The organism is Kitasatospora sp. NPDC001660 (assembly GCF_053596725.1).
Genome location: NZ_JBSFGU010000028.1, coordinates 26,982 through 45,550 on the forward strand (window position 1 = coordinate 26,982; position 18,569 = coordinate 45,550).

Consider the following 18,569-nt stretch of genomic DNA (forward strand, 5'->3'; position numbering starts at 1 on the left):
CCCCGTGGCACCGCCCGTCGTATCCCGTGCCACGCCGTCAGCCGACCTCAGCACGGATAGCCCGAGGATGGGCCCTGGCAACCGAGGGCGAGGAAGCATCGGTGGCCGCTCTGCCACTGGTCGATAACGCTGAGGGCCAAGTCCCGGGCGATCCTGCGGAGCGCCCGCGCTCCCAGCCGCGCCCAGGGAAACAACGGCCCCCTGTGGCCGTGGACGTTTTCGAACCAGGCGGCGCAGAGCTCCTCGACGTCATGAGGACCGACCTCGACGAGAAGGACACCCGTCGGGCTGACGAGCTGGACACATCGGCGCAGCAGGGCATGCGGGTCGCCGCCGATACCGATGTTGCCGTCGATGAGCAGGACGGTCTGCCAGCCGCCCTCGGCCGGTAGCCGGTCGAAGACCGATCGGCACAGTGCTCTGCCGCCGAGAGCGACGGTATAGGCCACCGCGAGGGGAGCCACATCGACGCCGAGCGCGGGGAACCCGCGGCCCAGGAGCGCTCTGCAGAGCCGCCCCGGTCCACAGCCGACGTCGAGAACGGGCCCGACGCAGCGCTTGAGCACGGATTCGTCGGCCACGGTGGGCTGCGCGTACCAGCGATGCACCGGCATCCGGATCCGGCGCCCGTCCGTCAGCCGCAGGTACACCGGTCCGTGGCCGCTGCGCAGCACGTGCGCGTAGGGGTCCGCGCCGGCGTGGGACGGCGCTTCCTCATCGGTCGTCACGGTGCGTCGTTACCTGGTGCGGGTCGTTCCTCGTCTACTCGGGCGGCCCGCCGGACGCGGCGAAGCTTGAGAGCGAAGGCGATCGCTGCCGCGCCGAACAGCACGGCGGTGATCGCCAGCCATCGGCCAAGGTAGATGTCTTCCGGCAGCCGCGTGTCGCCCTGGTAGGGGATCGACAGATTGAGGATCAGGGGAAACCACACGAGCAGCAGAACACCGGACAGGAAGGCGGGCACGCGCAGATAGTTGATCCACGGCACCGCAGGAGTACGTTCCGGGCGGTGGCGCAGCACGGACTGGGCCGAGAGGTCCGCGAGTGAGTACAGGGGCAGCAGGATCAGGTCGTGGCCGATGGCCGCGCCGACGAACCAGATCGCCACCCCGAGCGGGCGCTCGGCGAACAGGCGCACCAGGGCGTAGCCGGTGAGAGCGAACGAGGCGATCAGGACGAGGAGGTGCAGGGGTCCGGAGCCGTACCAGCGGACGAAGCGTGCCATGGTCAGGTCCTGAAGGTGAGTCGGTGCACCCATTTGGTGTTGTTCACGCCGGGGTTGGCCGGGACGATGATGCGGGCCGGGTAGCCGTGGTCGAGTGAGAGGTCCACGCCGTTGACGTGCAGGGCGAGCAGTGATCGGGGGTCGTGGATCTGGTTGCCCCGCAGTACCACCGAGCTGTAGGGGCCGGGTGGTTGGACGGATTCCACCAGGACGCTTGCAGCGGCCGGCAGGCCCGCCAGAGCAGCCAGGTCGGCCAGCCGCAGGCCGCTCCAGTGCTGGTCGGGGGTGGACCATCCCTCCACGCAGGCGATCGGCAGTGCGGCGGCATGCTGGGGCAGCGCGAGGAGCTGCGCACGGGTGAAGACCAGAGCCAGGCCAGGGCCGTGGACCTCCAACCGCCAGTCCGGGCCGACATGCGCCGGGTTGACGCCGACGGACGCCGCCGTCTTGTTGATCTGGAAGCCGTTCGGGCCGCTGCCCGGTTCGCGGTTGTGCGGCGCGAGCAGGGCCGTGCCGCGCAGCCAACCGCCGATGCTCTGTCCGGCGGTGACCACGAGAAGCAGCAGGGAGCCCGCCCCCACCATGCCCACTGCTCCGCGGCGGGTCATCGTCGGCGGCGCGGGGGCGGTCGGCACCAGGCCGTCGGGGTCGGGTGGCTCGGGCCGGGTGTGGGCGAGGTCGGTGCGCAGTTCGGCGGCCAGGCCGCGGGAGCGCAGTGCGCGGGTCATCCGGCCGAGTTTGAGGGATACGTGGACGACGAAGGCGGCGATGAACACCCAGGCGCCGTAGAAGTGGAGGGTGTAGAAGGAGCCGGGGAAGACGTAGTAGAGCTGGATGTTGAGGATGCCGGTGACGAATTCGAAGACGACCCCGCCCACCAGCGCCAGCAGCGACGACCGCTCCAGCGCGTGGGCGGCGCTGCGGGTCGGCGGCCACTCGAACAGCTTCGGGATCACCGACCACAGTTTGGCCAGCACCACCGGCACCAGGACCACGCCGAGCGTCACGTGCACGCCCTGGGTCAGCCGGTACAGCCAGTACGGATGTGTGGGCCAGTCGAAGAGGTAGAAGCCCAACAGGCCCTTGTCCGGGGTCTGGTCGTTGAGTACGCCGAGGCCGGGGTTGTAGGCGGCGTAGGACAGTGCACCGGTCACGAAGAGCAGCGGAATACCGACGAGCAGCACCAGGCCGAACACGGAGGTCAGCCAGGGCCCGCGGATCGGGCTGCGCCAGAAGCCGGACCGGAACGGCCCCGGGGGCGGAGGAATCTCCTCGACCCGCCGCACCAGGGCCCGGGTACGAGCGACCGCCTTGGCGGCTCGCGCCGCTGCGGCGGCGCGAACGCGTTCGAGGCGCCCCCGCGCCTTCCCCTCGTCCGATCCCGGTCGCTGCGGGCCGCCGGAGCCCGGGGCCGGCGGCCGTCCACCACTGCCCATCGGCCACTTCCTTCGTACCCAGGCTGACTCGCAGCGGGGTGAGTCGAATCCCACGCGTCGGCCGCGCTGGTCAAGTCGTCAGCTACAAACTGACACGAACCGGGTCAGCTATCCGTTTCAGGCATGCACGCGGGTGTCCGTCGCCAGCCGAACGGCCGAACCGGCACTCCGCACAACTCGCCGGATCCCCGCACGGTGACCTCATGCCGGTGGGGTGCAACGCCTCAGCGCACGGCGCAGCGCCCCTACCCGGCCCGACCGCACCGCGCTGACCAGGGAAGTGTTCCGGTTCGCCGTGATCGGCGTCGCCTCCACGGCGATCAGGGCACGCCGTAACCCGTGCCGGTGCGAGCGAACCACCGCTAGCCGTTCGCGCGGAAGATGGGCCAGCCGACCTCGGTGACCCAGTCGTGCTCGTTGGCCGCGTCGAGGGGGCTGCGCAGGTAGAACTCGCGCAGCGGGCCGTCGACGCCGATCTCGTGGCGTGCAGCGTAGGTGCCCAGGTCACCGTAGGTGAGATCGATGGTCTGCAGGGGCCCGTGGTGGACGGCGACCGCGAGTTCCGCACCGGGCACGACCACTGCCCCGATCCGGCCGACCGGGCGCGCATCGCCGTCGACGGGGACGAACACGAGCGCCTCACCGCGCTCGTCCTGGAGCAGCTCGCCCGCGAACAGACCACCGACCGGGCCGGTCTTTTGCAGGCGTCGCGCGGTGGTGAAGCCGTGCAGTTCGCCGAGCGCGCCCTGCCACCAGCTCACCAGGTCGCGTCGGTCGACGACCTCGCGAATCCCGAACGCTGGCTGCTCGCGGACCGTGCGGTACTCGATGGCCGCCCCGTGTGCCGGACGGGACAGCAGCTCGCGCAGCGACTCGACGGCGCTCTGTGCCTGGGCGAGCCGATCTTCCAGCCGCGCGAGATGCGCGCTGATCAACTCGTTGCGGGTGCTCACGTCCTCGGCTGCGAGCACGGCCTTCACTCCCGCCACGGGCATCTCCAGGTTGCGCAGGATCACCTGCGCCGTGGGCACCTGGTCCAAGGAGTAGTAGCGGTAGCCGGTGCCCGGGTCGACGTCGGCCGGCGCGAGCAGCCCGACGTCGTGGTAGTGCCGCAACATCTTGATGCTCAAATGCGTCACCCGGGAGAACTCGCCGACCGTCAGGCCTTTGTGCATGGCGCCAGTATCAACCCTCCCCCTACCGGAGGGTCCAGCAGAAGATCCTCGGTTGACCCTCCTGTCAGGGCAGGGCCCAACGTGGGCAGTAGGCACCGCACAGTGCCAAGGTCATCGAAGGAGCCCCCCATGAACAGCAACGCCCAGGCCGCAGAGCTGCCCGACGTCGTCGCGGCTTACATCGAGGCAGTCAACGCCTTCGACGTGGACGCGATCATGGCGACCCTCTCCGACGACGCCCTGGTCAACGACGTGCGCCGCGAATTCGCCGACACCACCTCGATCCGCGCCTGGGCGCACCGTGAGATCGTCGGCGACAAGGTCACCATGGACGTGACCGAAGTTGTGAACCACCGCGCCCTGACGATCGTGCGGGCCCGCTACGACGGCGAGTACGACAAGACGAACCTGCCCGACGAGCTGGTGCTCACCAGCTACCTCACCGTCGCCGACGGCAAGATCACCTCCCTGATCATCGTCCACAACCAGCCGTCCCCCTACTGACGGCTCCAGACGGCAGCCGACTGCACCGCCCCGCCCGCGAAGCCCTGCCCGGCCGCTCCCTGGTGGCGGGCGGCATCGACACCGGACCCGGAAGGAACATCCCCTTGAGCGCACTGGTCACTGCTGAGTTCTTCGGCCGGCCCGGCCGCGGCGACGACTCCCGCCCCAGCCGGATTCTCACGGCTGCCGTAGGCAGCGTGTTCGCCGGCCTCATCCCTGCTTGAGGGCGGTGCGGTGGACGACGAGGGCGGCCACGTCGTCGTCCAACGTTCCCGCCGTGTAGGCCAGCAGATCGGTGCGCAGATGCTCGATCAGGGCCTCAGGGGATGTGCCGCGCTGCCCCTCGACGCGTTCGGTCAGCGGGTAGAAGTCCCCCGCGAGGTCACGGCCCTCGCTCACCCCGTCGGTGTAGAGCAGCAGGCTGTCGCCCGGCCGGAAGGGCGAGACGTCCACGGTGTACTGGGCCTCCAGGAGCATGGCGAGGTTGAGTGGCGGGGAGGGCATGCTGGACTCCAGCACGTGGACCCGTCCCTCGCTCAGCAGCAGCGGCGGCGGGTGGCCGCAGCTGAGGGTGCGGACCACGGATTCGTTCTCGGGCACCTCGAGGAACAGGGCGGTGGCGAAGCGCTCCTCGGCGTCCGGGGCAGGGACCTGGAGGGAGAAGCGGTGCACGCTGGTCTCCAGGCGGGCGGCCAGCGCGGGCAGGTCCGGCGCCTCGGGCGCCGCTTCCCGGAACGCGCCCATCACCACGGCCGCCACCTGGACGGCGGGCAGGCCCTTGCCGCGCACATCGCCGATCAGCAGCCGGATGCCGTAGGGCGTGTACTGGGCTTCGTAGAAGTCGCCGCCGATCCGCGCGCGGGCCGCCGCGGCCAGATAGAGCGCCTCCATCCGCAACGGTCCCAGGCGGCGCGGCAGCGGCCTGAGCAGCGCTTGTTGGGCGGCCTCGGCGACGGACAGGACGTCGGCGAGGGCACGCTCGCGCTGCTGGCGCACCTTGCTGACGTACATGGCGGCCAGCGTGACCACGGCGATCACGATCAGGGTCAGCCATGACCCTCGCTGACCGAACAGGCCGTAGCCGAGCGCCAGGGCAACATCGGTGCCGAGGGCGGCCAGCCCGATCAGGCCGGTGCCGATCACGTTCCAGCTGGCCGCCGCCAGTGCGGGTGCTGCCACGAACAGCCGGTTCAGCAGCAGAGCGGTGGGGTTCACCAGATCGAGGAGGGTGATCAGCGGAATCAGTGCCAAGGGCGCCAGATGCACCACGACGGTAGCGGCGCCGCTGGTGCGTGCTCGCTGCCTGAGACTGGTCACCCGCTGGACGGCAAAGCGTTGGAGCTGGAACACAAGAGCCTGACTCCCTCGAGTCCGGGCGCATCTTCGTCTCCATCGTCCGCCATCCACCGGCCAGCGGCCAGCGTCATCGGACGCGGCCGAGGTGGCGGGCGCGGCGCCGGGACCGAGGTTCGCCGCCCGCTGGGAGCGCTACCGTCGCGACGTGCCCTCCCGGGCCGGACACACGTCGCTGATCTCGCAGCGGTCGCGCTGAGGAAAGCGAGCTGTGGGCAGCGCAGGCTATCGCGGCTCACTGTGGCCACCGGCGCGGCTGAGCCGGGGCGGAGTATGAGAGTCGATGAGTTCGGGGTGCCATTCGACGAGCAGGATGGCGGCGTCATCACCGAGGTCGCTGCCCTGGTGTTCGAGGATCGCGTGGATGAGCAGTCGCAGGACCTCGGAGGGCTGCTGGCCGGCCGCGGAGGAGCGGATGATGAAGTCGGTGAACCGGTCCCGGCCGAACGCCTCGCCGCGCTCGCTGCGGGCCTCGGTGACGCCGTCGGTGTAGAGCAGCACCCGGTCGCCGGGTTCCAGCATCGTCTCGTGCACCTCGCGGTGGGTGGGCGCGAGCCGGAACGGCAGGCCCATCGGCGGCTGAGGGGGGCTTTCCAGGGCGTGCTCCAGCACGCGTTCGTCGCGGATCAGCAGGGGCGACGGGTGACCGCAGTTGCACCACTGCAGCACGCCGGTGTCCACGTCCAGCCGGCACAGCACGCCGGTGCAGGACTGTTCGGGGAGCCACTGGGCGAGCGCCTGGTCCACCGCCTCGATCGTGTTCAGCAGGTCGGCACGGGAGCGGCGGGCGTTGCGGCAGCCGGCCATCACCATCGCGGTGGTCAGCCCCGAGGCGAGGTCGTGGCCCGTCGCGTCGAAGATGCTGGCGTGCAGGATGTTCCTGGTCACCGAGTGGTCGAAGGCGTCACCGCCGAGCGCGTAGGCGGGCTCCAGCACGGCGGTGGAGATCAGCCGGCGCGGCCGATGCTGTGCGGTGGCAGGAAGGCGCGCAGCACCTCGGTGGGCAGCTGCATGCGCTGCGTGCGGGAACGGGCAACGAGCCAGTCGCTGTAGGTGCGCTTGGAGCTGACCATCATGGCCAGTAGCCGAGCCAGTAGCCGGCAGCGGCGCAGCCGCACCCCGTCCAGGACGCCGGCCCGTACGCCCAGCACGCCGAGCCGATCCGCGCCGTCCACCATCGGTAGCCACGCCGTCACGCCGTCCTGGGACTCGTGGACGCGCAGCGACAGTGTGCGGTAGGCCCAGCCTGCCTCGCTGGAGTCCACGGGCAGCCGGTCGGTCTGTTCGTCGAGGGGGATGAGCAGGTGCTGCTGGAGGTCGGCGAGGTAGACCGTGGCGCTGTCCAGGCCGAGTGCCCAGGCGGCGCGGTTCGCCAGTGCGGGCAGACGGTGGGGGGCGATCGCGTTGGCCTCGGCGAGCAGTTGTTCCAGCAGCCGCTCGTGCGCCACGGTGGCGGGCGCCCGGTCGTCCTCGTCGGCCATGACACCACCTCCGCCTTCTCAGTCTTGCACCCATCCGTTCGGGTCTCATTCCGGCTGCGATAAAAGATCGCGACCGACGTGCAGGCGCCCCGCTCCTGCATGATCACCCTGAGTGTGGACTGCTGGCCCCGGCGGGAAGCACCGCATCCTGGCGCAAGTCCCCTACCGCGAAGCCGTCGACCGATTCCGCACCTGGCTGGCCGAGACAGCCCCGGCGGTGGCCGCCGCTGCGGGGCCCGGCCGCCATGACACCGTCCCCGCGCAGTTCCGGCCCGTCGTTCCGGGCACCAGCAGCGAGGGCCTGGCACTGTTCTGAACGAAGTCGGGGGCGTGTTCGCACGCCCTGCAGATAGAGGCAGGGCTCCGAAGCCGCATGTCGTGCGCGGCGCCGAATATAGGCAGGCAACCTGCTAATCTTTTTGTCAGGCAGCCTGCTTACTTTCTTGGCGAGGCGTCTCCTGGAGAGCCGGCCGCCCGGACACACGGAGGAGTCGCGTATGAATGTCACAGGCAGTGCCGACGCGGTAGACCGGCGCCCGGCAAGTGACGCGAGCCGGAAGCCTTTTGGTGCACGCTTCGTGACACCGCTGTATGTGGGCGCCGCACTGAACCCGGTGAACAGTTCGATGATCGCGACGGCGCTGGTGCCCATCGCGGCCGCGATGCACATAGCCGTCGGCCAGACCGCGGTGCTGATCTCGACCCTGTACCTGACCAGCGCGATAGCGCAGCCCGCCGCCGGACGGCTCGCTGAGGAGTTCGGCGCGCGGCGGGTGTTCCTGGCCGGCACCCTCACCGTGCTCGTGGCGGGATTCCTCGGCGGCTTCGCATGGGGCATGACCCCTTTGATCGTCGCCCGCGTTCTGATCGGCGCCGGCACGTCCGCCTGCTACCCCTCGGCGATGCTGCTGATCCGCCGGCGTGCCGCGACAGCGGGACTGCATGAGCCGCCCAGCAGCGTTCTCGGCGGCCTGGCGGTCGCCGGTGCGGCCACCGTGGCGATCGGTCCGGCAGTAGGCGGCCTCCTCGTCGGATGGTTCGGCTGGCGGACCGCGTTCCTGATCAACGTCCCCGCCACGCTGCTGGCGTTGGTGATGGCTCTGGCGTGGATCAGCAAGGACCCCGCCCGTGAACGGAGGCGTTCCCCGCGCACGATCGCCCAGCGCCTCGACCTGCCAGGCGTGATCGTCTTCGCCGGCACCCTGATCACACTCCTGCTCTTCCTCAACGACCTGCAGCAGCCCGACTGGGTCCTCCTGGTCGCGACCGTCGTGCTGACGGGTGTGCTCGTCGCCTGGGAGCTCAGGGCGGCCAATCCGTTCCTGGACGTCCGCCTGCTGGCCTCGAACCCCGCTTTGACCAGCACCTACCTGCGCAACGGCCTGACCCTGCTGGGTACGTACGTGATCCTCTACGGGCTGACCCAGTGGCTCGAGGCCGCTCGCGGCCTGCCCAGCTTCCAGGCGGGTCTGATCCTCATCCCGATGGGCGCCCTGTCGGCCGTCACGGCACGGATCGCCTCCCGCTGCAGCGGGGTCCGGGCCTGGCTCATCGCTTCCGCGGCTCTGCTGCTGGTGGGAGCCGTCGCCACCTTGCCTCTGACCACCGGGACGCCGATCATCGCCCTGGTTGCCGTCACCGCGCTGTTCGGCCTCACGTCAGGGGCCAGCACCGTGGCGAACCAGACCGTCCTGTACCGGGAGGCCCCGGCCGAGAGCATCGGCACCGCCTCAGGGCTGCTGCGCACCTTCGGGTACGTCGGCTCCATCGCCTCGGCGGCCATCACCGGCATGGCCTTCCACAGCCGGGTCGACGACACCGGCCTGCACCACATCTCATGGGCCCTCGTCGTCATCGGCGCCGTCGTCCTCCTCATGACGGCCTTCGACCGACGTCTGGCCGACACCGCCCGTAAAGAACCCGCCGGCCAGGAGCCGCAACGGCTCACGACCACCGCTGCCGACGCCTCCTAGAACACAGGAAGACAGAAGGACATGACCGCACCCATCCCGCCCATCATCCCCTCCCGTACCGCCCTGCTGCTGACGGACTTTCAGCCTGCGGTCCTGGCCGCCGTGCCCGACAGCGAGAACGTGCTCTCGCGCGCGCAGGCGGGCCTTGCCTGGGCCCGCTCGCACGACGTCCGCGTCGTCTACGTCCGGGTCGCCTTCGCGCCGGAGGACTTCGCGGCCGTGCCCGGGCGCAACAAGACATTCGCCGCTGTCGCGCAGCACGGCTTCCTGGCCGACGGAAGTCCCGAGACCGACCTGCACGACTGCCTCGATGTGCGGGACGGCGACATCGTGGTGCGCAAGACCCGCATCGGCGCGTTCTCCGACGCCACCGGTCTCCACGAGAGCCTGCAAGCCCAGGGCATCGACACGCTCGTGCTCGCCGGACTCTCCACCTCAGGCGTCGTCCTGACAACTCTCCGGCATGCCGCCGACGAGGACTACCGGCTCTACGTGCTCAAAGACGCGACCGCCGACCCCGATCCGGAGGTCCACCGGGTCCTGATCGAGAAGGTGTTCCCGCAGCAGGCAGAGATCATGGACACCGACGACCTGTGGACGCTCGGCAAGGCTGTCTGAGTTCCGTTCCGGCGGGAACGGGCGACCCATTCCCGCCGGAACGACGCCGACGCCTGCGGCCGGTCAGCGCTGGCCCGTCACGAGGCGCCGTCGGCGAGCCGGTTCATGAGTGCGGCGGCCTTCAACAGGGTCTTGCGCTCATCCGCCCTGAGCTGGGTTCTCAGTGCCACCTCGAGCCAGGCTTCACGGGCCGCCGGCATCGTCTCGACCAGCGCCCGCCCCTCGGCCGTCGCGTGGATGAGCGCCTTGCGCCGGTCGGTGGGATCCTCGCTGGCAGTCACCAGGCCATCGGCGCGCAGGGTCGAGAGCGTCTCAGCCATCGACTGGCGACGTACGTGCTCCGCTGCTGCCAGCGCACTTGCCGTGGTCGGACCTTCGGCGACCACTCGCGCCAAGGTGTTGACCTGCGACCAGGTCCATCGCATTTCCTCAGGTGCCGATTCGGTACGCAGCCGGGCACGCAGGCGAGTCATCGCCTTCATCAACTCGGCGGCGATCTCTGCTTCCGGTGTTGCTGCGCTCCCCACCCGGCAAGACTAGCCGGTGAGCAGGCCGCCTGCCATTTCACCGGTATCGCGTCCAGGTCAGGCCCTTCTCGTGGCGGTCATCGGGTGGGGCGGGTGCGGAAGATCGGCCAGCCCACCTCGGTTCGCCACAGGCTGTCGTCCGCCGTGTCGGTCGGGCCGACCAGGTAGTACTCCCGGATCGGTCCTTCCACCGCCAGGGCGTGGCGGGTGACATACGCGCCGAGCGCGCCGTAAGCCCGGTCGATGTCTGCATGGGAGCCGGCGTGGACAACGGTGGCCAGCTCCACGGACGGGACGGCCAGCGGTGCGACCCGGCCCATGAGCCTGGGGGAAGGGTCACAAGGCAGGAAGACCGTGGCCTGGCCGCGGTCGTCGGCGAACAGCTCGTTGGAGAAGATCCCTCCAGCCGGGCCCGTCGGGGCGATCCCCTGGGCCGTGACCGTGGCTTTCAGCTCGCCGAGCGCCCCCTGGTACCAGGTCAGGGCGTCGCCGACGTCGACCGTGTCGGTGATCGCCGCAGCGAGGGTGACCGGCACGTAGCGGTGCTGTACCGGTCCCTCGGCTGCCGCCGGATGGTCCAGCAGGTTCCGCAGCGACGACACCGCCTCCTCGGTGCGGGCCAGGTTGGCCTCCAGACGGGCCAGGTGGCCGGAGATGAGCCGGTTGCGGGCTTCCACGTCCGGGGCGGTCAGGACCTTGTGGATCTCGTCCAACGGCATGTCCAGGTCCCGGAACCGGCGGATGATCTGAGCCGTGGAGATCTGATCGGAACCGTAGCGACGGTAACCCGTGTCCGGATCCACCGCGACCGGCTCCAACAAACCGATCTCGTGGTAGTGGCGCAGCATCTTGACGCTCAGATGCGTCGCCCGTGAGAAGTCACCGATGGCCAGCGTGGAGATCACCCTCCCAGTTTGAAGCCTCCCACGGTGGGAGGGTCAATCGGCGAAGCGGCCCTTGCCCCTCCCACCGGGGGATCCCGGAACCTGGGCGCAGACACCACGAGGGACCGAGAGAGGACCGAGCCCGTGCCCAGCCAGCCATCCCCGAGCGAGATCATCACCGAGCTGCCCCCGATCGTCGCCGAACACATCGCCGCCGTGAACGCCTTCGACACCGACCGCATCGTCGGCACCTTCGCCCCCGGCGCCTACGTCAACGACAACCGGCGCGAGATCTGGGGTGCCGACGCCATCCGGACGTTCATGGACAAGGAGTTCGTCGGGGACCACGTGACCATGGAAGTCCGAGAGATCTTCGACCACTACGGCGACCTCATCGTCCGGGCCAAGTACGACGGCACCTACGACAAGACCAACCTCCCCGAGGAGCTGGTCATGACCAGCTACTTCGCCATCCGCGACGGCAAGATCGTGAGCCTGACCGTCATCCACAACCAGCCCTCGCCCTACTGAGCCGGAGCCGATCCATGAGCACACTGGTCATCACCGAGCTCTTCTCCCAGCCCGGCCGCGGCGACGACGTCGCGAACCTGCTGCTGGACATCCTGGGAGAGAGCCTCAAGCACGAGGGCTGCGAAGACATCCGCATCCTGCGCGACCAGAACGACGCCGACCATGTCGCGGGCCTGACCCAGTGGACCGAGGCACACAACTACACCGACTACCTCGCCTGGCGCACCGAACACGGCTTCACCGCCACCTTCGAGGCCATGCTCACCCGCCCCCTGGTGATCCACTACTACGACGAGATCTACCACGGCAAGGGCATCGCAGCGCGCACGGAGGAGGTCTGACAGCCGGACCGCGCAGAGGATTCGGGCACCGCACCCGCCGAGTCGAAGTCCTCACCCGGGCGGACGCCCGGCAAGGCTGTCCGAGTTCCGTTCCGGCGGGAACGAGCGACCCGTTCCCGCCGGGTCGGCGCCGACTGCCTCCGGCGGTCAGCGCCGACCCCTCACGAGGCGCCCGCAGCGAGCCGGTTCATGAGTGCGGCGGCCTGCAACAGGGTCTTGCGCGGCGTCGTTCGTCTTCAACTCGCGGCCGGTGGAAGGGATGCAGGTAGCTTTCCGTGCCGCACGGTGAGGTATCCGGCTGCGAGGAGCGCCAGCACGGTCGCGCATTCGGTGACGATGCTGATGAGTGCCTGCGGCGCGGGTTGCAGGCCGTGCTCGATGAATCCGAAGACCCCTGTGGTGCGTGAGGCCGCGAATCCGGCGAGCGCGCCGAGAGCGGTGCCGGCTGCGGCGAGTCGGATGAGCGCGGGCGGCCGGAGGAGGGCTCCGGCCAGCAGCAGCGGGCCGAAGCCAAAGGAGGCCGCGGCTTGGAGCAGGAACAGCATGCCGACGGCGTGCAGGTAGCGGTAGCCATCGAGGTAGAGCTGAGCGTGGACGACGCCGCTGGCGATGAGCGCGGCCCCGGCGGCCACGGTGAGCGCTCTCGCCGCTGCGGGCGGGCGGGCTGCGGTCATCGCGAGGATGCGCCTGGATACAAACGCGGGGGTGTCGTTCATGTCAGTTCCTGATCGGTGATCGCCAGTGAGGTGGTGCCCTCTCGGTATTCGACGCTGCGGATGCCGAGGGCGGTGTGCAGTTGCCGGGCCGGCAGCACCTGCGGGGTCGGCGCGGGGGCCTGGCCGGGCTTGGGCAGCGGGTAGGCGGTCGTGGTGGCCGAGTGGAAGGTGACGTTGCCTTCGACTCGGCTGAACAGCTGGTGGACGTGCCCGTTGAGTGCGGTGACGGAGGAGAACCGCTTGAGCAGGTTCAGCACCTGCAGCGAGTCGTCGGTGGACCACCCCCACTGCGGGTACATGGCGAACAGCGGGATGTGGCTGAACACGACGATCGGGGTGTCGGAGGACAGGCCGGCGACGTCGCGGCGCACGAAGTCGATCTGATCGGCGCCGAGGTGTCCGAGCTTCTCCAGGCTGAGGGTGTTGACGAGCGCGATGAAGTGCACGCCGTGCGTGTCGAAGCTGTACCAGCCGTCGCCTTCGGTGCCGCGCCCGAAGGCCTGCTGGTAGGCGCGGCCGTGGTCGTCCACGGAGTCGTGCTCGCCGGGGACCGTGAAGACGCGATCGGTGCGCAGCCCGCTCATCATCTGCTTGACCTGGTCGAACTGTGCCGGGGTGGACAGGTGGGTCAGGTCGCCGGTGTGCAGGACGAAGTCCGGCCGGAATCCCAGGTTGTTGACCTGGTCGATGGCGTGGGTGAAGGAGCCGGTGACATCCGTGTTGGCGGGCCCGGTGAAGCCGATGTGGCTGTCGGAGATCTGCACGAAGCGCAGGGTGTCGGCATCGCCGGTCGCCGCGGAGGCGATGCTGTCGCGCGTGTTGGCGATGTGGCTGATGACCTCGCCACCGGTGACGCTCAGCACCACGGCGGCGCCGAACCAGCCGGCGTGCCGTGCGAGCTGGCGTCGGGTCATGGGGGCGGTCACTGGGTCACCGTCACCGTGGCCGTCATGAACGGGTGGATGGTGCACAGGTAGCCGTAGGTGCCCGGGGTGGTGAAGGTGTACGAGTAGCTCTGCCCGGTGTTGAGCGCCTGCGAGTTCAACGCTCCCGCCTTGTTCTGGCTGGTGACGGTGTGCGCGTCGGTGTCCTGGTTGGTCCAGGTCACCGTGGTGCCGGCCTTCACCGTGATGGCGGCGGGCGCGAAGGCGAAGTTCTTGATGGCCACGCTGTCGGTGGCGGCCGGTGCCCCGGCCGGCGTCTGCGCGGCCGCGCTCGCCGGCATCGTCATCGGCGGCATGGAAGCGGTTGCGGTCGGCGCCGTGGACGGCTGCGCGGCGCCGGTTCCGGTGGCGCCGGGCATCCCGGCGAGGCTCGACTGGCCGGAGCCGGCCGTGATGGCGGTGGCCGTGGCCGACGCGGTGCCCTGCGTGGGGCTGGAGCATGCGGCCAGGGTCAGGCCGGCCGCCGCGAGCAGCGCGGCCGCGGCGCCGGCCCGGCGCCGGGGGAAGGACTTGTCCATGGTTCGGCTTTCTGATCGGCCCTGGACGGGCGCGGATGAAGACCTCGAGCTGGATTCGGCGGGCGTGGACCAGGCGATGCGCCACGGCCCGCCGCCGTCGCAAGGGGATACGGACGGGGGTTACACCCGCACCGCTTTCGCAAAGGGGATACGGACGGGGGTTACACCGGCACCGCGCACCGCTGTAACCCCGGCCCGTATCTCTGGGCGAGAAGAATCGACGAAGGGTCTATCGATGCCGAGGCAACGGGTCTGGTGTACGCCGCGCTCTATGATGAGTTGTGGCCGGTCGCGACAGGTTCGCAGCGCTCAGACGGGTCGGCCTGGGCATGGCCAGGCGGGCTGACACCGCGGTGCCGACGACTCGCCCCCCGGTGGTGCTGCCGTCGGCGACGTATCCCGACTGGGACGCGATCTACACCGACAACGTGGGGCGGATCTACCGGTTGATGTTCGCGAAGGTCGGCAACCGTCCCGACGCCGAAGACCTGACCTCGCAGGTGTTCACGGCCGCGTTCGGGCCGTTGCACGCCGGCGCCGAGATCGGCCAGGTACGCGCCTACCTGACGGCGACCGCGCGCACCGTGCTCGCCGAGCACTGGCGGCGCACGCTGGGCCACCAGGTCACCGAGATCGACCCCGACGCCACCGACCTGGCCGATCAAGCGCCCGGCGCCGAGGAGGCCGACAACGAGGCCGCCGGCGCGCGTGCCCAGCAAATCCTGGACGCGCTACCTGAACGGTCCCGGCAGATCCTCGTGCTGAGATTCCTGCGCGGGTACACCATCCGGCAGGCCGCGGCGGAACTCGGGGTCACCGTCGCGAACGCGAAGGTCATCCAGCACCGCGCCTTGCGCGCGGCCGCCGACGTGGAGAAGAAGGCCGAGATGGAAGGGGAAGCGCCATGAGGCGGCAGGCGGTAGACCGCTACGTGGAACGGCTGCTCGGCCGGCGCCGCCCCAAGCCGTTCGCGGCCACCGAGGAAGAGCTCGCCGTCGTGCGCACCGCCATCGATCTGGCGGCCGCCGGACCGGACGCCCAGGGCCCCTCCCCAGCGTTCGTCGACCGGCTGCGCCAGCAGTTGCGCGAACAGGAGCAGGCGCAGGCTGCCACGCCCGCACCGCAGCCGGCGTGGCGCACCCCGCCGCGTCGCCGGGTGTTGGCCGCGGGCGCGCTCACCGCCACCGGCGCCGTGGCCGGCATGGCCGCGGAAAAGCTCCTGGTAGGGCCCGACGCGGGCGCGCAGGCACAGCAGCCCGGCTCGTCCGAGGAAATCGTCCCGGACATCGGCAGCTGGCAGCCGGTCGCCCGCACCGCCGAGGTTGCCGAGGGCGCCGTCGTCGCCTTCGACCTGGGCACGGTGACCGGATTCGTCCGGCGCACCGACGGGCGCGTCCGGGCCGTCTCGGGCATCTGCACCCATCAGGGTTGCCGGCTCGGCCTCGACAGCGCACGCGACCGACTCGCCTGCCCGTGCCACGGCGCGACCTTCAGCCTCGCCGGGGTGAACCTGACGCGTCCGCACCAGGCCGGGGAGCCCCTGCCCACGCTGCCGCGACTCCCCGTGCGCGAACTCGACGGCACCATCCAGATCTACGCCCCGGCGATCAGCCAGTCCCAGTCCCCGCAGTCCAGCGCGTGACGTCCGGCAGGAGACCGGCTGTGAAGGGAGCCATGCGCTGCGCAGCTGGGTCAGACCGTGCGCTGACTGGGGGCTGCTACTGGTGTGCCGCCCGTGGCTCGGTCATCCGGCGGGCGGCCTCGACGACTGCCGAGCGGTGCAGGGCCTGCAGCTCGGGTGACCATGCCTGGCCGCCCTCCCCCGCGTCGCGGCCTTCGGCGGCGAAGAACCATGCCTGGGCCACGGCGAGCACCATGGTCAGCAGATCGTCGGGCACCAGCTCCCGGGCGAGGTCACCACGCTGCTGCGCTTCGGCCACTTCGGCGGCCTTGCGCCGGAAAGCGTCGGGCTCGAGTCCGGTGGCGGAGGGGCGCTCCAGCAGTTTCCATAGCCGTAGGCGCATGAGGTCCGGCCGGGCGACGAGGTGGTCGAAGATCGCGCCTGCGTACCCGGGCAGGTCGTCGACGTCGAAGGGCACCGACTCGGCCCCCTCCGTGAGCGCCCGTCGCAGGACCTCGTCGAACAGCTCCTCCTTGTTGCCAAAGTAGACGTAGATCAGCCGCTTGTTCGCCCCTGCGGTCTCGGCGATCCGGTCCACCCGGGCCCCGGCGATGCCGTAGGCGGCGAACTCGGTGAAGGCGGCATCGAGCAGCCGGGCCCTGGTGGCTTGGGAGTCGCGTGGCATGGCCACCACCCTACCAAGTAACTATCTAGTTATTGACATTGGTGGATCAGAGCCATACGGTCATGTATCTATCCAGTTAGTTATGGAGGAATCCCATGGAACGCCACACACTCGGCCGCCAGGGTCTGACCGTCAGCGCCCAGGGCCTGGGCTGCATGGGGATGAGCGCCTTCTACGGCGCCACCGATGAAGTCGAATCGCTCGCCACCATCGACCGTGCGCTGGAGCTGGGCATCACCCTGCTGGACACCGCCGAGAGCTACGGCCCATTCGTCAACGAGCAGCTCCTCGGCAAGGCGCTGGCCGGGCGCCGGGATGCAGCCGTGGTCGCCACCAAGACCGGCGTGGAGATCACCGACGACGGCCGCGTGCTCGGCCTGAACGGCCGGCCCGAGTACGTGCGCCGGGCGCTCGAACGCTCACTGCGGCACCTGGGCGCCGACCACGTCGACCTGTACTACCTGCACCGCATCGACCCCAAGGTGCCGATCGAGGAGACCGTCGGCGCGCTGGCCGAGCTGGTAACCGAAGGCAAGGTCCGCCACATCGGCGTATGCGAGGCGTCCGCGCAGACCATCCGACGCGCCCACGCGGTCCACCCGCTGACCGCCGTGCAGACCGAGTACTCGCTCTTCGAGCGCGGCATCGAACACGACGGGGTGCGCGACACCCTGGAGGAGCTGGGAATCGGCCTGGTGGCGTACTCCCCGCTGGGGCGCGGCTTCCTGTCCGGTGCCATCACCAGCCCGGACGACTTCGCCGAGGACGACTGGCGCCGTACCGACCCCCGCTTCCAGGGCGAGAACTTCGACCGCAACCTCGCGGTTGTCCGCGAGGTCCACCGTCTCGCCGCCGACAAGGACGTCACCCCCTCCCAGCTGGCGCTCGCCTGGGTGCAGCACCAGGGCGCCGTCGCCATCCCCGGCACCAAGCGCCGCCGCTACCTGGAAGAGAACACCGCCGCGACCGAGGTGACCCTCACCGACCGGGACATCGCCGCGATCGAGGCGGTCGCCCCGCACGGCGTGGTCACCGGCGAGCGCTACGCGCCCGAGCTGATGCGAACGCTCAACGGTTGAGTTCACGCAAGCGCGCGGCGGTGGGCAGCCGACACCTCACACCAGTGCATCACGAAAGGACATTCCCATGCCCCGAACGGCCGATCGGATCACCATCGGCGAGACGTCGATCACCTATCTCCTGGACGGACACGGTGTACACAATCCGGACACCATGATGCCGGGGGTGGACTGGTCGGCACACCCCGGCTCGCTCGAAGGCGGCCAGCTCGTCCTCACGTTCGGAGCTTTCCTCATCCGCGCCGGGGACCAGAAGATCCTCGTGGATCTCGGTCTCGGCGAGATGGACGTGAATCTTCCCGGACTCGCCCATGTGCAGGGCGGCCGGCTCCTGCAGAGCCTCGCCGCCGAAGGACTGTCCCCCGACGACATCGACACGGTGGTGTACACCCATCTGCATCTCGACCACATCGGCTGGACCAGCGATGTCGCGCCGGTTCCGAGCGCACCCGAGCCGAAAACGCCGAGCGGCCTCACCTTCGCCCGGGCACGGCATCTCATGGCGGAAGCCGAGTGGCGGCACTGGACAACTGAGGCGGCAGGCGAGCTGGGCGGGCCGGACGCCGAGGCCACGATCAAGCCACTCAAGGGTGTCGTCGAGTTCATCGGGAACGGCGACACCATCGCACCCGGCCTCGCTGTCGAGGACACGTCCGGTCACACCCCCGGTCACCTGGCGGTCGTCGTGCGGGACCCGTCGGGCGCCAGCACCGAATCGGTGTTCATCGCGGGAGACATCTTTCATGCTCCGGTAGAAATGGCCGACCCGGCCTGCGTGTTCTCTTCGGACGTCAATCCGGACCAGGCCCGAGCGGTGCGCAACCGCGTGCTCCGGCGACCGGACACCGTGATCGCCGCCGGCCACTTCACCAACGGCGTGTTCGGTCGGGTCACGCCGACCGGCGGCACGTACACCTGGACCCCCGTGGGCCACACGCCGGCGTCCCGCTAAGCACAC

Annotated in this window: 21 protein-coding genes and 1 pseudogene; 10 read left to right on the forward strand and 12 right to left on the reverse strand. The window is 69.9% G+C overall.

Annotated elements, in window-relative coordinates; genetic code table 11:
* Positions 1-47 precede the first annotated feature (47 nt).
* The 4 genes from ACWCXH_RS26255 to ACWCXH_RS26270 form a co-directional block, all read right to left on the reverse strand.
* Positions 48-728 carry a class I SAM-dependent methyltransferase gene (locus tag ACWCXH_RS26255; protein WP_449803932.1) on the reverse strand — a complete coding sequence of 227 codons (681 nt, stop codon included), beginning with the start codon at positions 726-728 and terminating at the stop codon, positions 48-50.
* The gene (locus ACWCXH_RS26260; protein WP_449803933.1) at positions 725-1,225 is read right to left on the reverse strand and encodes a hypothetical protein; all 501 of its coding nucleotides are present in this window, start codon (positions 1,223-1,225) and stop codon (positions 725-727) included. The genes ACWCXH_RS26255 and ACWCXH_RS26260 overlap by 4 nt, the downstream gene beginning before the upstream one ends.
* Before the next feature lie 2 nt (positions 1,226-1,227).
* Positions 1,228-2,661, reverse strand: coding sequence for a molybdopterin-dependent oxidoreductase (locus ACWCXH_RS26265; RefSeq protein WP_449803934.1), 1,434 nt, complete (start codon positions 2,659-2,661; stop codon positions 1,228-1,230).
* Between the two features lie 362 nt (positions 2,662-3,023).
* A complete protein-coding gene (locus ACWCXH_RS26270) occupies positions 3,024-3,836 on the reverse strand; it encodes a MerR family transcriptional regulator (protein WP_449803935.1) in 813 nt (270 codons plus the stop codon).
* A gap of 129 nt (positions 3,837-3,965) precedes the next feature.
* Between ACWCXH_RS26270 and ACWCXH_RS26275 the strand changes: the two genes are divergently transcribed.
* A complete protein-coding gene (locus ACWCXH_RS26275; protein ID WP_449803936.1) occupies positions 3,966-4,340 on the forward strand; it encodes a nuclear transport factor 2 family protein in 375 nt (124 codons plus the stop codon).
* A 210-nt stretch (positions 4,341-4,550) separates the two neighbouring features.
* Here ACWCXH_RS26275 and ACWCXH_RS26280 read toward each other — a convergent pair whose 3' ends face one another.
* Positions 4,551-5,591, reverse strand: a complete 1,041-nt coding sequence (locus tag ACWCXH_RS26280; protein ID WP_449803937.1) for a PP2C family protein-serine/threonine phosphatase — start codon at positions 5,589-5,591, stop codon at positions 4,551-4,553.
* A 327-nt stretch (positions 5,592-5,918) separates the two neighbouring features.
* A pseudogene (locus ACWCXH_RS26285) lies at positions 5,919-7,174 on the reverse strand (PP2C family protein-serine/threonine phosphatase).
* 112 nt (positions 7,175-7,286) lie between these two features.
* Between ACWCXH_RS26285 and ACWCXH_RS26290 the strand changes: the two are divergent.
* The 3 genes from ACWCXH_RS26290 (at position 7,287) to ACWCXH_RS26300 (ending at position 9,765) form a co-directional block, all read left to right on the forward strand.
* Positions 7,287-7,490 (forward strand): hypothetical protein, encoded by a 204-nt coding sequence (locus ACWCXH_RS26290; RefSeq protein WP_449803938.1) that lies wholly within the window; start codon positions 7,287-7,289, stop codon positions 7,488-7,490.
* A gap of 262 nt (positions 7,491-7,752) precedes the next feature.
* Entirely contained in the window at positions 7,753-9,147 is a 1,395-nt protein-coding gene (locus ACWCXH_RS26295; RefSeq protein ID WP_449803939.1) for an MFS transporter, read from the forward strand.
* A gap of 21 nt (positions 9,148-9,168) precedes the next feature.
* A complete protein-coding gene (locus ACWCXH_RS26300; RefSeq protein WP_449803940.1) occupies positions 9,169-9,765 on the forward strand; it encodes a cysteine hydrolase family protein in 597 nt (198 codons plus the stop codon).
* A gap of 77 nt (positions 9,766-9,842) precedes the next feature.
* Here the strand turns inward: ACWCXH_RS26300 and ACWCXH_RS26305 are convergent, their stop codons facing one another.
* Positions 9,843-10,292 carry a MarR family winged helix-turn-helix transcriptional regulator gene (locus ACWCXH_RS26305; protein ID WP_387630563.1) on the reverse strand — a complete coding sequence of 150 codons (450 nt, stop codon included), beginning with the start codon at positions 10,290-10,292 and terminating at the stop codon, positions 9,843-9,845.
* A gap of 77 nt (positions 10,293-10,369) precedes the next feature.
* Positions 10,370-11,197 (reverse strand): MerR family transcriptional regulator, encoded by an 828-nt coding sequence (locus ACWCXH_RS26310; RefSeq protein ID WP_449803941.1) that lies wholly within the window; start codon positions 11,195-11,197, stop codon positions 10,370-10,372.
* 123 nt (positions 11,198-11,320) lie between these two features.
* Between ACWCXH_RS26310 and ACWCXH_RS26315 the strand changes: the two genes are divergently transcribed.
* Positions 11,321-11,707, forward strand: a complete 387-nt coding sequence (locus ACWCXH_RS26315) for a nuclear transport factor 2 family protein (RefSeq protein WP_387630566.1) — start codon at positions 11,321-11,323, stop codon at positions 11,705-11,707.
* A gap of 14 nt (positions 11,708-11,721) precedes the next feature.
* The gene (locus ACWCXH_RS26320; RefSeq protein ID WP_387630568.1) at positions 11,722-12,048 is read left to right on the forward strand and encodes a putative quinol monooxygenase; all 327 of its coding nucleotides are present in this window, start codon (positions 11,722-11,724) and stop codon (positions 12,046-12,048) included.
* 236 nt (positions 12,049-12,284) lie between these two features.
* Here the strand turns inward: ACWCXH_RS26320 and ACWCXH_RS26325 are convergent, their stop codons facing one another.
* The 3 genes from ACWCXH_RS26325 to ACWCXH_RS26335 are packed head-to-tail and all read right to left on the reverse strand — an operon-like array spanning position 12,285 to position 14,226.
* Positions 12,285-12,764 carry a hypothetical protein gene (locus ACWCXH_RS26325; protein WP_449803942.1) on the reverse strand — a complete coding sequence of 160 codons (480 nt, stop codon included), beginning with the start codon at positions 12,762-12,764 and terminating at the stop codon, positions 12,285-12,287.
* Positions 12,761-13,678 (reverse strand): metallophosphoesterase family protein, encoded by a 918-nt coding sequence (locus tag ACWCXH_RS26330; RefSeq protein WP_449803943.1) that lies wholly within the window; start codon positions 13,676-13,678, stop codon positions 12,761-12,763. The genes ACWCXH_RS26325 and ACWCXH_RS26330 overlap by 4 nt, the downstream gene beginning before the upstream one ends.
* 8 nt (positions 13,679-13,686) lie before the next feature.
* On the reverse strand, positions 13,687-14,226 hold the full coding sequence (locus ACWCXH_RS26335) for a plastocyanin/azurin family copper-binding protein (protein ID WP_449803944.1): 540 nt from the start codon (positions 14,224-14,226) through the stop codon (positions 13,687-13,689).
* Between the two features lie 281 nt (positions 14,227-14,507).
* On the opposite strand from ACWCXH_RS26335, the gene ACWCXH_RS26340 reads away from it, so the two are divergent.
* Positions 14,508-15,134, forward strand: coding sequence for an RNA polymerase sigma factor (locus tag ACWCXH_RS26340; RefSeq protein WP_449803945.1), 627 nt, complete (start codon positions 14,508-14,510; stop codon positions 15,132-15,134).
* Positions 15,131-15,868 carry a Rieske (2Fe-2S) protein gene (locus ACWCXH_RS26345; protein WP_387630579.1) on the forward strand — a complete coding sequence of 246 codons (738 nt, stop codon included), beginning with the start codon at positions 15,131-15,133 and terminating at the stop codon, positions 15,866-15,868. The genes ACWCXH_RS26340 and ACWCXH_RS26345 overlap by 4 nt, the downstream gene beginning before the upstream one ends.
* A 76-nt stretch (positions 15,869-15,944) precedes the next feature.
* Here the strand turns inward: ACWCXH_RS26345 and ACWCXH_RS26350 are convergent, their stop codons facing one another.
* Positions 15,945-16,532: a TetR family transcriptional regulator gene (locus ACWCXH_RS26350; protein ID WP_427393501.1), complete on the reverse strand. Its 588-nt coding sequence runs from the start codon at positions 16,530-16,532 to the stop codon at positions 15,945-15,947.
* A gap of 95 nt (positions 16,533-16,627) precedes the next feature.
* Here ACWCXH_RS26350 and ACWCXH_RS26355 point away from each other — a divergent pair, with 95 nt between their 5' ends.
* A complete protein-coding gene (locus ACWCXH_RS26355; RefSeq protein WP_449803946.1) occupies positions 16,628-17,611 on the forward strand; it encodes an aldo/keto reductase in 984 nt (327 codons plus the stop codon).
* 67 nt (positions 17,612-17,678) lie between these two features.
* On the forward strand, positions 17,679-18,563 hold the full coding sequence (locus ACWCXH_RS26360; RefSeq protein WP_449803947.1) for an MBL fold metallo-hydrolase: 885 nt from the start codon (positions 17,679-17,681) through the stop codon (positions 18,561-18,563).
* Positions 18,564-18,569: the final 6 nt, after the last annotated feature.

What these genes read in the sequence shown, in the direction of transcription:
- ACWCXH_RS26270 (WP_449803935.1), bottom strand. Translation starts at nt 3,836, where the DNA reads ATGCACAAAGGCCTGACGGTCGGCGAGTTCTCCCGGGTGACGCATTTG.
- ACWCXH_RS26345 (WP_387630579.1), top strand. Translation starts at nt 15,131, where the DNA reads ATGAGGCGGCAGGCGGTAGACCGCTACGTGGAACGGCTGCTCGGCCGG.
- ACWCXH_RS26265 (WP_449803934.1), bottom strand. Translation starts at nt 2,661, where the DNA reads ATGGGCAGTGGTGGACGGCCGCCGGCCCCGGGCTCCGGCGGCCCGCAG.
- ACWCXH_RS26335 (WP_449803944.1), bottom strand. Translation starts at nt 14,226, where the DNA reads ATGGACAAGTCCTTCCCCCGGCGCCGGGCCGGCGCCGCGGCCGCGCTG.
- ACWCXH_RS26320 (WP_387630568.1), top strand. Translation starts at nt 11,722, where the DNA reads ATGAGCACACTGGTCATCACCGAGCTCTTCTCCCAGCCCGGCCGCGGC.
- ACWCXH_RS26360 (WP_449803947.1), top strand. Translation starts at nt 17,679, where the DNA reads ATGCCCCGAACGGCCGATCGGATCACCATCGGCGAGACGTCGATCACC.
- ACWCXH_RS26300 (WP_449803940.1), top strand. Translation starts at nt 9,169, where the DNA reads ATGACCGCACCCATCCCGCCCATCATCCCCTCCCGTACCGCCCTGCTG.
- ACWCXH_RS26325 (WP_449803942.1), bottom strand. Translation starts at nt 12,764, where the DNA reads ATGAACGACACCCCCGCGTTTGTATCCAGGCGCATCCTCGCGATGACC.
- ACWCXH_RS26355 (WP_449803946.1), top strand. Translation starts at nt 16,628, where the DNA reads ATGGAACGCCACACACTCGGCCGCCAGGGTCTGACCGTCAGCGCCCAG.
- ACWCXH_RS26275 (WP_449803936.1), top strand. Translation starts at nt 3,966, where the DNA reads ATGAACAGCAACGCCCAGGCCGCAGAGCTGCCCGACGTCGTCGCGGCT.
- ACWCXH_RS26260 (WP_449803933.1), bottom strand. Translation starts at nt 1,225, where the DNA reads ATGGCACGCTTCGTCCGCTGGTACGGCTCCGGACCCCTGCACCTCCTC.
- ACWCXH_RS26350 (WP_427393501.1), bottom strand. Translation starts at nt 16,532, where the DNA reads ATGCCACGCGACTCCCAAGCCACCAGGGCCCGGCTGCTCGATGCCGCC.
- ACWCXH_RS26330 (WP_449803943.1), bottom strand. Translation starts at nt 13,678, where the DNA reads ATGACCCGACGCCAGCTCGCACGGCACGCCGGCTGGTTCGGCGCCGCC.